Origin of the sequence: Intrasporangium chromatireducens Q5-1, from assembly GCF_000576575.1 — a bacterium.
Classification (GTDB): Bacteria; Actinomycetota; Actinomycetes; order Actinomycetales; family Dermatophilaceae; genus Intrasporangium_A; species Intrasporangium_A chromatireducens.
Genome location: NZ_AWQS01000008.1, coordinates 12189 through 26836, shown reverse-complemented (window position 1 = coordinate 26836; position 14648 = coordinate 12189). Strand labels below are relative to the sequence as shown.

The window sequence follows — 14648 nt, the reverse complement described above, 5'->3', positions numbered from 1 at the left end:
CGGCCCGCGTCCGCGTGCCGGGCGGCATCCGGCCGACCGGCACGTGCGTGGCAGGATCACGACCATGTTGCGTTGGTTGACCGCCGGTGAGTCCCATGGCCCGGCGCTCGTTGCGGTCCTGGAGGGCCTGCCGACCGGCGTCGAGGTGTCCGCAGACGACCTGCGCCGGGCCCTCGCGCGGCGCCGGCTCGGCTACGGCCGTGGCGCGCGGATGAAGTTCGAGCAGGACGAGGTCGAGTTCCTCGGCGGCGTGCGCCACGGCGTCACCCTCGGCAGCCCGGTCGCCGTCCGGATCGGCAACACCGAGTGGCCGAAGTGGGAGACGGTGATGAGCCCCGAGCCGGTCACGGACGCGGCCTACGCGGCGGCCAGTGACGTCGGCGCGGACAAGGAGGTCGCCCGCAACAAGCCCCTCACCCGCCCACGGCCGGGTCACGCGGACCTCGTCGGCATGCAGAAGTACGGCCACGCCGACGCGCGTCCGGTCCTCGAGCGCGCCTCGGCCCGCGAGACCGCTGCCCGGGTCGCGCTGGGCGAGGTCGCTGGCCGGTTCCTCGAGCAGGCCTACGGCATCCGGCTCGTCTCGCACACCGTCGCGATCGGCCGGGCGGCGGTGGCCCACGGCACGACCCTGCCGGGACCCGACGACGTCGCGGCCCTCGACGCCGACCCCGTCCGCGCCCTCGACCCGACCGGCTCGGCGGCGATGGTCGCCGAGGTCGACGCGGCCCGGAAGGACGGCGACACCCTCGGCGGTGTCGTCGAGGTCCTCGCCTACGACCTGCCGCCGGGACTCGGCTCACACGTGCACTGGGACCGCAAGCTCGACGCCCGCCTGGCCGCCGCGCTCATGAGCATCCAGGCGATCAAGGGCGTCGAGCTCGGCGACGGCTTCGAGACCGCACGCCGGCGCGGGTCGGAGGCGCACGACGAGATGGACCTCGTCGACGGCACGATCCGCCGCCGCACCGGCCGGGCCGGCGGCACCGAGGGCGGCATGTCGACCGGTCAGGTGCTGCGGGTGCGGGCGGCGATGAAACCGATCAGCACCGTCCCGCGAGCGCTCGCCACCGTCGACGTCGCGACGGGCGAGGCAGCCACCGCCATCCACCAGCGCTCGGACGTCTGCGCGGTCCCCGCCGCAGGTGTCGTGGCTGAGGCCATGGTCGCCCTCGTCCTTGCCGAGGCCTGCCTCGAGAAGTTCGGCGGTGACTCGGTGGCGGAGACGCGGCGCAACATGAAGGCCTACCTGGCGGCGATCCCCGAGGGGATGCGCACATGGTGAGCGACCCCGCCACCCGACCCCTTGCCGTCCTCGTCGGGCCGCCGGGCTCCGGCAAGACGACGGTCGGGCGTGCCCTCGCTGCTCGGCTCGGGGTCGACCTGCACGACACCGACCTCGCCATCGAGGCGTCCACGGGTCGCACCATCGCGGACATCTTCATCGAGGAGGGGGAGCCGGTCTTCCGCGACCTCGAGCGGGCGGAGGTCGCCCGTGCCCTCGCGGAGACAACCGGTGTCCTGGCCCTCGGTGGTGGCGCGGTCATGGACGCAGAGACCCGCGCGGCCCTCGAGGGCCACACCGTCGTGTTCCTCGACGTGGCGATCGCGGACGCCAGCAAGCGAATCGGCTTCGACCAGTCGAGGCCGCTGCTCGCGGTGAACCCTCGGGCCGGCTGGGTCGCGCTCATGAAGCAGCGACGCCCGGTCTACGAGGCGGTCGCCAGCCACACGGTCGACACGGCGGGGCGCGCGCCCGAGGACATCGCCGCCGAGATCGCCGGCCTGTTGGGGGAGCGCAGGTGAGCGACGCGACGACGATCCGGGTCGGCGACGACTACGACGTCGTGATCGGTCGCGACCTGCTCTCCGAGGTCGGCGGGTTGCTCGGTGACGGGGTCGAGCGCGTGCTCGTCGTCCACTCGGCCGCGCTGAGCGGGTTCGCCGAGTCCGTCGCGGACTCCCTGCTGCGACAGGGGTATGCCGCTTCGCTGGCAGCGGTGCCCGACGCGGAGGCCGCGAAGACGGCGGGCGTCGCCAGCCGCCTCTGGGCCCAGCTGGGCCAGGCCGGCTTCACCCGTTCGGACGCGATCGTCGGGGTCGGTGGCGGCGCCGTCACCGACCTCGCCGGCTTCGTCGCAGCCACCTGGCTGCGCGGCGTCAGGGTGGTGCACGTGCCCACGACGCTGCTCGGCATGGTGGATGCGGCGGTCGGTGGCAAGACCGGCATCAACACGTCGGAGGGCAAGAACCTCGTCGGGGCCTTCCACGCCCCGGCGGGCGTGCTCTGTGACCTCGACGTCCTCGCGACCCTGCCCCATGCCGACCTCGTCGCCGGTCTCGCCGAGGTGATCAAGGCAGGGTTCATCGCCGACCCCGAGATCCTCGAGCTCGTCGAGGCCGACCCGGTCGGCGCACGCCGCGCCGACAACCGGCACCTGCGGGAGCTGGTCGAGCGGGCCGTGCGGGTCAAGGCGGACGTGGTCTCGGCCGACCTCAAGGAGGCCTCGCTGCGCGAGATCCTCAACTACGGGCACACCTTCGGCCACGCCATCGAGCAGGTCGAGCACTTCTCGTGGCGGCACGGCGAGGCGGTCAGTGTCGGCATGGTCTACGTCGCCGAGCTGGCTCGACTGTCCGGGCACGCCGACGACGGGCTGGTGGCTCGGCACCGGGACGTGCTGACCTCGGTCGGTCTGCCCACCACCTACCGGGGCGACCGATGGGAGGACCTGCTGACCGCGATGCGCCGCGACAAGAAGTCACGCGGGTCGACCCTGCGCTTCGTCGTGCTGGACGGCCTGGCTCGTCCGAACCGCCTCGTCGGGCCGAGCGACGACCTGCTCCGCGGGGCTTACACGCTCGTCGCGGGTGGCTGAGCCGTCCGCGTGGAGCAGGCACAACGGCATACGGCCTCTTCTACACTCGCGGTCATGACGGCTCCCACGGTCTTCGTCCTGTCCGGTCCCAACCTGGGCCGGCTCGGCACGCGCGAGCCGGAGGTCTACGGCTCGGACACCCTCGCCGACGTGCACGACGCCGTCCGCCGCGAGGCGGAGCACCTGGGCCTCGTCGCCGACTGCCGGCAGACCAACCACGAGGGTGAGCTCATCGACTGGCTGCACGAGGCGGTCGACGCCGGCGCGGATGTCGTGCTCAACCCCGGGGCCTTCACGCACTACTCGTATGCCGTCCGCGACGCATGCGCGATCGTGACGACGAGCGGCCGGTCCCTCGTCGAGGTGCACCTGTCCAACCCCGCAGCCCGCGAGGAGTTCCGGCATACCTCCGTCGTCGCGCCGGTCGCGACCGGGTATGTCGCCGGCTTCGGGCTGCAGAGCTACCTGCTCGCCCTCCGTGCACTCGTCTGAGCCAAGCGGTGAGGACCCGACCGAGCGCCAGCGAGGGAGGCCCGGAGCCGCGGTTCGGCTCAGGCGAGCGATGAACGCGTCTGAGCCAAGCGGTGAGGACCCGACCGAGCGCCAGCGAGGGAGGCCCGGAGCCGCGGTTCGGCTCAGGCCAGTGGCCCGGGGAGCGGCTGGGCGTGCACGACGGTCAGCTCTGAGACGGCTCGCGTGAGCACGACGTAGAGGCGTCGCAGGCCGGTCCGCTCGTCCGGCTCGGCCGCCGCGATCGCCGCGGGCTCGACGACGACGACCCGGTCGAACTCGAGTCCCTTGGCGACGCTGGCCGGCACGACCTCGACCTGGTGGTCCTCGTCGTCGCCGTGGTCCAGGTCGAGCCGGCCGAAGCCGAGCCCGGCGTGCTCCAGCTCCCTCCCGAGGGCGGGCACCATGGCGTCCGGTGCGATGACGCCGACCGAGCCGGCCGCGCCTGTCGCCTCGCGCACTGCTCGGCCCACCACGGTGAAGAGGTCTGCCGGCACCGCCGCGGTGATCCGCAACCGGCCCTGGTTGGAGCGGACGGACGTGGGTGCGCCGAGCCCGGGCGCCACGAGCGGCAGCAGCCGGGCGGCATACTCGATGACCGCGGCGGGCACACGGAAACCGCGGTCGAGCACGACGAGGTCGTGTGAGGGCTTGCCGAGGTGGTGCATCGCGTCCTGCCACGAGCTCGTCGCCCAGGGCGTCGTGCCCTGGGCGATGTCACCGAGGACGGTCACCGACCCGGTCGAGCAGCGCCGGCCGACGGCTCGCAGCTGCATGGGGGAGAGGTCCTGTGCCTCGTCGAGGACGACGTGGCCGAGGCTCGGCTCCCGCTCGAGCAGGTCGGCCAACTCGTCGAGCAGCGCCATGTCGGCCCGGCTCCAGCGAGCGGCTCCCTTGGTGCTGGCCGGCTTGTCCCAGAGGAGCATTCGTTGCTCGTCGGGGGAGAGGTCGTCGGCGGCGGCAGTGGCGAGCACCTGGGCGTCGGAGAACAGCCGGTACAGGACGGCCGCCGGGTCGAGCGCCGGCCAGAGGTCGGCAACGTAGGCGCGGACCGGCCCGGACCGCGCCACGGCGTCCTGCACGCGGTCGTCGGGGGCGTCACCCGCACGCTCCATCTCGAGGAGCACCTGATGGGCGAGCCGCATCGGGAGCAGGCTGCGGGCCGAGGAGTAGCGCACGCCGCGCGAGGCGAGCTCGTCGAGCACCTCCTGCGCCACGTAGGCCGGCACTCGCCAGCGACGCACGCCCCGGGGCACGACGAGGGCCTCTGTCGGACGCCGCACGTGTGACCACACGGCGCGCCGCAGCACGGCGGCCATCCGCGCCTCGCCCTTGAGCGCAGCGACGGCCGCCGGCTCGTCAGCCCGGACCCGGCCGTGGTCGAGCAGGGAGTCGATCGTGGCGTGCGAGACCCGGAGCTCGCCGAGCGAGGGCAGCACGGCCCCGATGTGGTCGAGGAAGGCACGGTTGGGCCCGACCACGAGCACGCCGGACCTCTCCAGCCGGTCCCGGAACGAGTAGAGCAGCCACGCGGCCCGATGCAGTCCCACCGCGGTCTTGCCGGTCCCGGGAGCGCCCTGCACGCAGATCGACTGGGCGAGGTCGCCCCGGACGATCTCGTCCTGCTCGGGCTGGATCGTCGAGACGATGTCGCGCATCGGGCCCGTCCGGGGGCGCTCGATCTCGGCCGCCAGCAGCGCGCCCGCCGACCCGTCTCGCCCGGTCCCACCGGCCGCCCGAAGGTACTCGTCCTCGAGCGCGGTGAGCCGCCCGTGCTCGACGCCGAAGCGCCGCCGGAGCACAACGTCCATGGGGTCCTGGCGCGACGCCCGGTAGAAGGCGGTCGAGAGGGGAGCGCGCCAGTCGACGACGACCGGGTCTCCTGCCTCGTCACTGACGTGGCGACGACCGATGTGGAAGCACTCCGGCGGCCCGTCCTGCGGTGCGACGTCGATGCGGCCGAAGAACAACGTGGTGCGCGGGTCGTCCTGCAGCGACGCGATGCGCCGGGCGAGGACCCGGGAGAGCACCTCGCCGCTGATCGCGTCGCTCGCCCGTGACGCGTCCAGCGCCTCAGCCGCGGCACGCATCCGGCCGAGCTGCGCCCGGGCACGGTCGAGGAAGGCCTGCTCACGGGCGAGCTCGAGCGTCGGGTCGTCACCCGCGGGGCCGGGATGCGACGCGGCCGTGGGGCCGGTCGGGGCATCGGACGCGCGCACGGCCACGGCACCTCTCGTGAACGGGGGGAAGGAGCGGACGGACGACGCTACACCCACGCGAGCAGCACCGACACCGACGATTCCGCGTTCGGTGGCGCCCACGGCTAGACTTACGCGGCAAACTTCCTTCGTCCGTGACTTCGCCATGCCTGCATGAGCGAGCTGAGCGGCATACGAGAGAGATTCCTTCGTGGCAACGACCAACGACCTGAAGAACGGCATGGTGCTCAACATCGACGGGCAGCTGTGGTCCGTCGTCGAGTTCCAGCACGTCAAGCCGGGCAAGGGCCCCGCGTTCGTGCGGACCAAGCTCAAGAACGTCGTCTCCGGCAAGACGCTCGACAAGACGTTCAACGCGGGCGTCAAGGTCGAGACGAGCAACGTCGACAAGCGCACGATGCAGTACCTCTACAAGGACGGCGCCGACTTCGTCTTCATGGACACCGACACCTACGACCAGCTCAACGTGTCGGAGGCGACGGTCGGCGACGCGGCGAACTACATGCTCGAGAACCAGAACGCGATCGTCGCCACGCACGAGGGCACGCCGCTCTACGTCGAGCTGCCGGCCTCCGTCGTCCTCGAGATCACCCACACCGAGCCGGGCCTGCAGGGCGACCGCTCCACCGGCGGCACCAAGCCGGCCACCCTCGAGACCGGCGCGCAGATCCAGGTGCCGCTCTTCCTCGAGACGGGCACGAAGGTCAAGGTCGACACCCGCGACGGGTCCTACCTGGGCCGCGTCAACTGACTTGGGCGCTCGTACCAAGGCCCGGGCCCGGGCCCTCGACATCCTCTTCGAGGCGGACCAGCGCGACGTCAACGCGCTCGGACTGCTCGAGGAGCGCCTCCGCGACCCCGAGTCGCGGGTCGGCAACAACCCCTACACGGCACAGCTGGTGCGCGGCGTCGTGGAGAAGTGGACCGACATCAACGCCGCGCTGACCGACTACAGCCAGGGCTGGACCCTCGAACGGATGCCGGCGGTCGACCGGGCCATCCTCCGGCTCGGCGCATGGGAGGTCCTGTTCAACGACGAGACCCCCGACGCGGTGGCGATCTCAGAGGCGGTCGCCCTCGCCACCGAGCTGTCGACCGACGAGTCGCCGGCCTTCGTCAACGGGTTGCTGGCGCGCCTCGCCGAGGTCAAGGAGACCATCCGCTAGCGCCATCCGGCCGTATGCCGCACAGCTGGCTCCAGCGTCGGCGCGGGCTCCCGGCCGGGTGAGGATGGGCCGAAGGTCCCACGCCGTGCCACCGGTCGGCGCGCGACGATGGGCTCGTGGCCCCCACTCAGTCCACCCAGGCGATCGGTCGTGCGCGCGGCCTGACGTCCGAGGAGGCCGCCCGGCGTCTCGCGGTGGTCGGCCCCAACGCGGTGCGCACGCACCGGGCGCAGTGGCTCCCGGTGCTGGTCGCACAGCTGCGCTCGCCGCTCCTCGTCCTGCTCGCCGGGGCCGCCGCCGTGTCGTTCTTCCTCGGCGAGCAGACCGACGCCGTCATCATCGGCGTCATCCTCGTCGTCTCGGTCGGCCTCGGGTTCACCAACGAGTACCGGGCCGCCCGGGCGGCCGAGGCGCTGCACTCCCGGATCCGGCACGAGGCGATGGTGGTGCGCGACGGCGTCCCGGTCCGGGTCGACGTCGTCGGCCTCGTGCCCGGTGACCTCGTGCAGCTGCAGCGGGGACAGGTCGTCCCGGCCGACCTGCTGCTCCTGTCGACCGCGACACTGCTGTGCGACGAGGGGATCCTCACCGGGGAGACGGCGCACGTGGAGAAGCAGGCGGCATCGGACGGGGCCGCTCAGGTGGCCGAGCTGGACGACCCCACCCGGGCGTGGATGGGCACCGTCGTCGTCGGCGGCTCGGGCCTCGGCGTCGTCACCGCGACCGGGGGCCGGACCGAGTTCGGGCGGCTGGCCCTCGCCCTCGGGAGCCGCCACGGCGAGACGGAGTTCCAGGCCGGCCTGCGCCGGTTCTCGGGGCTGCTCGTCATCGTCGCCGGTGCCCTGACGACCTGCGTCTTCGTCGCCAACATGGTTTTGCACCGGCCCCTCATCGACGCGCTGCTGTTCTCGCTCGCGATCGCCGTCGGGATCACCCCGCAGCTGCTGCCGGCCATCGTCTCGATCAGCCTGGCCGTCGGCTCCCGCACCCTGGCCCGCCAGCGGGTCCTCGTCAAGCGGCTCGTCTGCATCGAGGACCTCGGCGACACCGAGATCCTCATGACGGACAAGACGGGCACCCTCACCGAGGGACGGATGGAGCTGATGCGGTCGCTCGGGCCGGACGGCGCCCCGTCCGACGAGCCGGTCACCATTGCGTTGCCCTGCACGAGTGCACCTGCCTCGGTGCTTCCCGTCGGGGAGGTGACACCGGCGGACCTCGACGTGCTCGACGCAGCCCTCTGGGCCTCACCGCTCGCCCGACGGCCGAGGTCGCTCGTGGCCCCGCTGCGGCGCGTCGCCGTGCTGCCCTTCGACCACGACCGGCAGCGTGCCTCGGTGGTCGTCGAGCACCCCGACGGCCGCCGCGAGCTGTGGGTCAAGGGCGCTCCCGAGCAGGTCCTCGCAGCCTGCGGCTTCGTCCCGCCCGGCACGCGCGACCTGCTCGACGCCGAGTTCTCGGCCGGTGGCCGCGTCGTCGCAGCAGCACGGCGAGTGCTCGGGGCCGGCGTGGGCGACGAGCTCGACGTGAGGCAGGAGCGCGACCTCGACCTCGTCGGGTTCCTCGTCTTCAGCGACCCGCCCAAGGCATCCGCGCGCGTGGCCCTCGTCCGGCTCCGCTCCCTCGGGATCGACGTCAAGCTCATCACCGGCGACAACCCGCTCGTCGCGCAGCGGGTCTGCGCGGAGCTCGGCCTCGAGGTCCGGGCCGTGGCGACCGGCGCCGAGCTGCGCGGGCTCGACGACTCCGCCCTGCGCGACCTCGTCGCCGGCACGACGATCTTCGCCCGCGTCACCCCCGAGGACAAGCAGCGCATCGTGCGGGCGCAGCGGGCGAGCGGCTTCGACGTCGCGTTCCTCGGTGACGGCGTCAACGACGCGAGCGCGATCCACGCCGCAGACATCGGCATCTCGGTCGACACGGCGACCGACGTCGCCAAGGACGCCGCCGACATCGTCCTGCTCGAGAAGGACCTCGGGGTCCTCGCCGACGGGGTCGTCGAGGGCAGGCGCATCTTCGCCAACACGATCAAGTACGTCCTGATGGGGACGTCGAGCAACTTCGGCAACATGTTCTCGGCCGCGATCGCCTCGGCGATCCTGCCCTTCCTGCCGATGCTGCCGCCGCAGATCCTGCTCGGCAACCTGCTCTACGACACGAGCCAGCTCGCGATCCCGGGCGACACCGTCGACGCCGAACAGCTGCGCCGCCCATCGCACTGGGACCTGCGCCTCGTCCGCCGCTGGATGGTGCTGTTCGGTCCGGTGAGCTCCGCCTTCGACCTCGGCACGTTCGCGGTGCTGCTGTGGGTCTTCCATGCCGACGCCGCGCTGTTCCACGCCGGCTGGTTCGTCGAGTCGCTCGCGACCCAGGCGCTCGTGATCTTCGTGATCCGCACCCGGCGCTCGCCGTTCTACCGAAGTCGCCCGAGCGTGGGGCTCGTCGTGGCCGTGCTGGCCGCTGTGCTGGGCGGGGTCGCGCTGCCCTTCACGCCCCTGGGGCCGCCGCTCGGCTTCGTCCCGCTCCCGGGCTCGCTGCTGGCCGTCATCGTCGCCATGGTCGCGGCCTACCTGGTCCTCGTCGAGGTGGCCAAGCGCCGCTTCTTCCGGCTGGCCCGGTCCGGGCTGCCGGACAGCCGGCCGCGACGCCGTCCCCCGCACGAGCGTCGGGTGCGCCGCAGGGCCGCGCGGTTCAGCTCACCGCACCTCGACGCGCGAGGTGGGTGAGCGGCATACGGCTAGGTTGGGGGCGTGAGCGCCCGCCTCCTCGTCGTCCACCACACGCCCTCGCCGGCCGTCCAGGAGATCCTCGAGTCCGTGCTCGCCGGCACACATGCCGACGGCATCGACGGGGTCGAGGTCGAGGCACGGCCCGCGCTGTCGGCGAGCGTGAGCGACCTGCTCGCGGCCGACGGCCTGCTGCTCGGCACGCCGGCGAACATCGGCTACATGAGCGGTGCGCTCAAGCACTTCTTCGACACGGTCTACTACCCGACCCTCGAGGCCAAGCCGGGCCTGCCGTACGGCTACTGGGTGCACGGCAACAACGACACGGAAGGGGCGCGACGGGCGATCGAGTCCATCGCCGGCGCCCTCGGCTGGGTCATCGCGGCCGAGCCGCTGCTCGTGACCGGCGCGGTCGACAAAGCGGTTCGCGAGGCGGCGTTCGAGCTCGGCGGCACCCTCGCGGCAACCCTGATGGGGGACTGAGGGCCCCGGCCAGCCGACCGGGGCCCTGTCACGGTGCGTCAGAACGCGGGCAGCACCGCGCCGTCGTTCCACGTCTTCTCGATGTACTGCTTGACCTCGGGGGAGTGCAGCAGGCCGTCGAGCTTCTTCAGGGCGGCGTTGTTCTCCTCGTCCTTGCGGATCGCGACGATGTTGGCGTAGGGGTTGTCCTGGCCGGACTCGACGAGGATCGCGTCCTTCGCCGGGCTGAGGCCCGCCTCGATCGCATAGTTGCCGTTGATGACCGCAGCGTCGAAGTCGTCGAGCGACCGGACGAGCTGAGCCGGGTCGGTCTCCTTGAACGTGAGGTGCTTCGGATTGCTCGCGATGTCGAACAGCGTCGCGTTCGTCGCGTTCTTGCCGTCCTTGAGCGTGATGAGCCCGGCCTTGACGAGCAGCTCGAGCGCCCGGCCCTGGTTGGAGGGGTCGTTGTTGATCCCGACCTGCGCGCCGTCCTTGAGCTCGTTCGGCGCCGTGACCTTCTTGGAGTAGAGGCCGAAGGGCTCGATGTGCACGCCTGCGAAGTGGGCGAACTCGTAGCCCTTCTCCTGCACCTGGGCGTCGAAGTACGGCACGTGCTGGAAGTAGTTCGCGTCGAGCGTGCCCTCGGCGAGCTGGACGTTGGGCTGGACGTAGTCGTCATAGAGCTTGATGTCGAGCTTGAGGCCTGCCTTCGCGGCCAGGTTGTCCTGGACGAACTGGAGGATCTTCGCGTGCGGGGTCGGGCTCGCGCCGATGGTGATCGTCGTGACGCCCCCCTCGGTCTTCGGGCCGGTCGGGGCGGCGTTCGAGGTCGCGCCGCAGGCGCTGAGTGCGAGCGCGCCGACAGCGATGGTTGCGGCGATGGGCAGGGCACGGGACATGGGAGTTTCCTTTCGGGTCAAACAGATCGGGCGGTATGCCGCTGAGCTGGGTTGCGTGCGTAGGTGCGGTGGGCGCGCCTCCGGGGGATGCGCTTCAGCGGTGGTCGATGCGGCGGACGACGAGGTCGCCGACCACCTGCACGAGCTGGACGATGACGACGAGCAGGACGACGGCGGCGATCATCACGTCGCTCTGGAACCGGTTGTAGCCGTAGGACATCGCCGTCGCGCCGAGCCCGCCGCCGCCGACGGCGCCGGCCATCGCGGTGTACGACACGAGGGCGATGACCGTGGTGGTCAGGCCGGCCACCAGTCCGGGCGCGGCCTCGGCGAGCAGGACCTGCCGGACGATCTGGCCGTCGCTCGCCCCCATCATCTGTGCGGCCTCGACCTTGCCGCCCGGCACCTCGCGCAGCGACGTCTCGACGAGGCGGGCGTAGAAGGGGATCGCCCCGACCGTGAGTGGCACGACGGCGGCCTGCCAGCCCGCGCTCGTGCCCACGACGAAGCGCGTGAACGGGATGATGGCGATCATCAGGATGAGGAACGGCAGCGACCGACCGACGTTGACGACCGCTCCGAGCGCGCGGTTGAGGGCGGGTGCCGGCCGCAGGCCGTTGGGGCCGGTCACGTGCAGGAGAACGCCGAGGGGGAGGCCGCCGAGGAGGGTGAAGACGGAGGCCAGGAGGGTCATCAGCAGCGTCTCCTGGGTCGCCGGCCACATGCCCTCGGTGATGACCGGGTTGTCGAGCCAGGTGCCGTCGGCCAGGTGCGTCATGCCGCCACCTCCGCGGCGAGGCCCTGCCCGCTGAGCAGGTCCGTGACGCGCTCTGCCGCGTCGCTGTCGGCGACCTCGAGCTGGAGGCGCCCGACGCGGTGGCCGTCGATCGTCTCGAGGGTCGCCGCGGCGATCTCGGCGGGGATGCCGGCAGCGTCGAGGACCGCGAGGACGTCGCGCGCGCTGCGGACCTGCGCCGAGCCGCCCAGGGAGACGGCGACCAGCCGCCCGGCGCGGTCGGGGTCGCTGGGTGGCAGTGGCACGAGGGCCCGCGCCAGCGGGGTGTCGCCCGAGGTCACGACGTCGAGGAGGCCGCCGGACTGGGCGACACGGCCCCGGTCGAGCAGGGTGACCGAGTCGCACGCCTCGCGCACGACGGAGGGCTCGTGGGTGATGACGACGACCGTGATGCCGAGCCGGTCGCGCAGGCGACGGAGCAGGTCGAGGATCTGTCGGGTCGTCTCGGCGTCGAGGGCCGAGGTGGGCTCGTCGCAGAGCAGCACGGGCGGACGCGTCGCGAGGGCGCGGGCGATGCCGACCCGCTGCTGCTGCCCGCCGGAGAGCTGGGCCGGGTAGCTGTCGGCCCGGTCCGCGAGTCCGACGAGCTCGAGCAGCTCGGCGACGCGGCCCTCGCGCTCCGCCCGGCCGGCACCGGCCACCTCGAGCGGGTGCGAGACGTTGCCCGCGGCGGTGCGGGAGGAGAGCAGGTGGACGTCCTGGAAGACCATGCCGATCGAGCGTCGGGCCCGGCGCAGCGCCGCGCCACGCAGCCCGTCGATGCGCGTGCCGGCGATCTGCACCTCGCCGCTCGTCGGCGGCTCGAGACCGGTCAGGCACCGGATGAGGGTCGACTTGCCGGCACCCGACGGCCCGACGATGCCGTGGATCTCACCGGCCGGGATCTCGAGGGAGATGTCCTCGAGGGCGCGGACGCTGCCGAACTGCTTGCTGACGCCGGAGAGGCGGATGAGTGGGGGACGGGCGGGCACGGTGGCTCCTGGTGGGCACAGGTGGTCGATGGGCAGGACGAAGGGAGCGCGAGGCGCTCGGGAGCGCGGCGTGCAGCGCTGCGGGGCGGCGGGCTGCCCCGGGGTGGTGATCGGTGCCGAGGAGGAGTCAGCAGGCGAACGCCGAGCCGCACGCACGGCGACACATTCGGCCGGTGCGGCCAGTGTCGGTGCGGGGCATCAGCACGGCGGGAATCACAGGGTCAGATAACACGAAATTATGAATGGCTGTCAAAACGGGGCGACCCGCGTCCCGGATGACGGACCACGAGGGTGCGGTCGATGGGGCTTCGCGATGTGGACGCGGTCGGGAGCACTCCTGTCCGGCCGGTATGCTCGCTCGCGATCGACATCCTTTAACCACCGTCCTGTGAGGCGGGGAAGGAGGTCAGGCCGCTGTGACCTGCCCTGAGCCCACTGCACCGGCCACCGTTCCGCAGATTCCGCCCGATGCCCGCGACGTCATGGTCGCGGACGACATCTCCCGGGCGCTGCGTCGCATCGGTCACGAGATCATCGAGCGCAACAAGGGCGCCGCCGACCTCGTCGTGCTCGGCATCCCGTCCCGCGGTGTGCCGCTCGCCGAGCGCCTCGCCGCCGCCATCAGCCAGGTGGAGGGCATCGACGTGCCGGTCGGCCAGCTCGACGTGACCCTCTATCGCGACGACCTGCGGCGCCAGCCGACCCGAGCCGCCGGCCGCACCGACATTCCCGCCGGCGGAATCGACGACAAGGTCGTGGTCCTGGTCGACGACGTCCTCTACTCGGGTCGGACCATCCGGGCGGCCCTCGACGCGCTCGCCGAGCTGGGCCGGCCCCGGGCGGTCCGCCTCGCGGTCCTCGTCGACCGCGGGCACCGTGAGCTGCCGATCCGCGCGGACCACGTCGGCAAGAACCTGCCGACCTCGCGCGAGGAGCGTGTCCACGTGCGCCTGGCCGAGGTCGACGGCGCGGACGCCGTCCGGATCAGCGGCGGTGAGCGCCGATGACCCGCCACCTCATCTCGTCGGCCGACCTCACCCGGCACGACGTCGAGTCGATCCTGGCGACCGCCGAGTCGATGCACGACGTGCAGCGGCGCGAGGTCAAGAAGGTCCCCACCCTGCGCGGACGCACGGTCATCAACTTCTTCTTTGAGGACTCGACGCGGACCCGGTCGTCCTTCGAGATCGCCGGCAAGTGGATGTCGGCCGACACGATCAACCTCTCGGCCAAGGGCTCCTCCACCTCGAAGGGCGAGAGCCTGCGGGACACGGCGATGACCGTCGACGCCATGGCGGTCGACGCCCTCGTCATCCGGCACAACGCGTCCGGGGCGGCACGCCAGGTGTCGCAGTGGGTCCGGTGCAGCGTCATCAACGCCGGGGACGGCACCCACGAGCACCCCACCCAGGCCCTGCTCGACGCGTACACGCTGCGGAGCCGGATGGGCCGGCTCGACGGCAAGCACGTCGTCATCGTCGGGGACCTGACGCACTCCCGGGTCTTCCGCAGCAACGTCATCACCCTGAAGACGCTCGGCGCCCGCGTCACGGTCGTCGCCCCTCCGACGTTGATGCCGGCCGGGGTCACCGCCTGGAGCGAGACCGACGGCTTCGCGACGAGCTGGGACCTCGACGCCGTCATCGACGGGGACGATGCGGTCGACGCGATGATGATGCTCCGCGTCCAGCGCGAGCGGATGAGCGGCGGCTACTTCCCGACAGCGCGCGAGTACACGGTCGGGTATGGCCTGACCCGTGAGCGGCTCGAGCGACTGGTCCGGCGCAACCCCGACGTCCTCGTCATGCACCCCGGACCGATGAACCGCGGCCTCGAGATCGCTGCCGAGGTGGCCGACGCGCCGCAGTCCGTCGTGCTCGACCAGGTATCGGCCGGCGTCGCCGTGCGCATGGCGGTGCTCTACCACCTGCTGGCCGGCGAGAGCGCCGAGCAGCTGCCCGAGGGAGCCCAGGCATGACGGCGGCCAGGGGAGACCACCTGACAGAGGGACAAGGGA

Annotated in this window: 14 protein-coding genes; 10 read left to right on the top strand and 4 right to left on the bottom strand. The window is 72.1% G+C overall.

All coding sequences use genetic code 11. The features are described 5' to 3' along the window. The first annotated feature begins 64 nt into the window (after positions 1–64). Genes aroC through aroQ form a run of 4 tightly spaced genes read left to right on the top strand, consistent with a single transcriptional unit; the run spans position 65 to position 3371 of the window. Complete coding sequence (gene aroC, locus N864_RS02145; RefSeq protein WP_034712905.1) at positions 65–1285, top strand: chorismate synthase; 1221 nt, start codon at positions 65–67, stop codon at positions 1283–1285. Beyond that, on the top strand, positions 1279–1806 hold the full coding sequence (locus N864_RS02140; RefSeq protein WP_034712902.1) for a shikimate kinase: 528 nt from the start codon (positions 1279–1281) through the stop codon (positions 1804–1806). Before aroC ends, N864_RS02140 begins: the two co-directional genes overlap by 7 nt. Beyond that, positions 1803–2879: a 3-dehydroquinate synthase gene (gene aroB / locus N864_RS02135; protein ID WP_034712900.1), complete on the top strand. Its 1077-nt coding sequence runs from the start codon at positions 1803–1805 to the stop codon at positions 2877–2879. Before N864_RS02140 ends, aroB begins: the two co-directional genes overlap by 4 nt. Before the next feature lie 54 nt (positions 2880–2933). Continuing rightward, positions 2934–3371, top strand: a complete 438-nt coding sequence (gene aroQ, locus N864_RS02130; RefSeq protein ID WP_034712898.1) for a type II 3-dehydroquinate dehydratase — start codon at positions 2934–2936, stop codon at positions 3369–3371. Positions 3372–3514: 143 nt separating this feature from the next. Here aroQ and N864_RS02125 read toward each other — a convergent pair whose 3' ends face one another. Further along, complete coding sequence (locus N864_RS02125; RefSeq protein WP_051518077.1) at positions 3515–5608, bottom strand: HelD family protein; 2094 nt, start codon at positions 5606–5608, stop codon at positions 3515–3517. 190 nt (positions 5609–5798) lie between these two features. Between N864_RS02125 and efp the strand changes: the two genes are divergently transcribed. From efp to N864_RS02105, 4 genes are all read left to right on the top strand, one after another. Next, positions 5799–6359 carry an elongation factor P gene (gene efp / locus N864_RS02120; RefSeq protein WP_034712895.1) on the top strand — a complete coding sequence of 187 codons (561 nt, stop codon included), beginning with the start codon at positions 5799–5801 and terminating at the stop codon, positions 6357–6359. A gap of 1 nt (position 6360) precedes the next feature. Continuing rightward, a complete protein-coding gene (gene nusB / locus N864_RS02115; protein ID WP_034712892.1) occupies positions 6361–6774 on the top strand; it encodes a transcription antitermination factor NusB in 414 nt (137 codons plus the stop codon). A gap of 116 nt (positions 6775–6890) precedes the next feature. Continuing rightward, a complete protein-coding gene (gene mgtA / locus N864_RS02110) occupies positions 6891–9500 on the top strand; it encodes a magnesium-translocating P-type ATPase (RefSeq protein ID WP_034712889.1) in 2610 nt (869 codons plus the stop codon). Between the two features lie 24 nt (positions 9501–9524). Further along, the gene (locus N864_RS02105) at positions 9525–9983 is read left to right on the top strand and encodes an NAD(P)H-dependent oxidoreductase (RefSeq protein ID WP_034712886.1); all 459 of its coding nucleotides are present in this window, start codon (positions 9525–9527) and stop codon (positions 9981–9983) included. 38 nt (positions 9984–10021) lie between these two features. Here the strand turns inward: N864_RS02105 and N864_RS02100 are convergent, their stop codons facing one another. From N864_RS02100 to N864_RS02090, 3 genes are all read right to left on the bottom strand, one after another. Next, the gene (locus N864_RS02100) at positions 10022–10864 is read right to left on the bottom strand and encodes a MetQ/NlpA family ABC transporter substrate-binding protein (RefSeq protein WP_034712884.1); all 843 of its coding nucleotides are present in this window, start codon (positions 10862–10864) and stop codon (positions 10022–10024) included. A 94-nt stretch (positions 10865–10958) separates the two neighbouring features. Next, complete coding sequence (locus N864_RS02095) at positions 10959–11642, bottom strand: methionine ABC transporter permease (RefSeq protein WP_205620841.1); 684 nt, start codon at positions 11640–11642, stop codon at positions 10959–10961. Next, positions 11639–12631, bottom strand: a complete 993-nt coding sequence (locus N864_RS02090) for a methionine ABC transporter ATP-binding protein (RefSeq protein WP_034712883.1) — start codon at positions 12629–12631, stop codon at positions 11639–11641. Before N864_RS02090 ends, N864_RS02095 begins: the two co-directional genes overlap by 4 nt. Positions 12632–13047: 416 nt before the next feature. On the opposite strand from N864_RS02090, the gene pyrR reads away from it, so the two are divergent. Continuing rightward, entirely contained in the window at positions 13048–13638 is a 591-nt protein-coding gene (gene pyrR, locus N864_RS02085) for a bifunctional pyr operon transcriptional regulator/uracil phosphoribosyltransferase PyrR (RefSeq protein ID WP_081793290.1), read from the top strand. Continuing rightward, positions 13635–14609, top strand: a complete 975-nt coding sequence (locus tag N864_RS02080) for an aspartate carbamoyltransferase catalytic subunit (RefSeq protein WP_034712879.1) — start codon at positions 13635–13637, stop codon at positions 14607–14609. Before pyrR ends, N864_RS02080 begins: the two co-directional genes overlap by 4 nt. Positions 14610–14648: the final 39 nt, after the last annotated feature.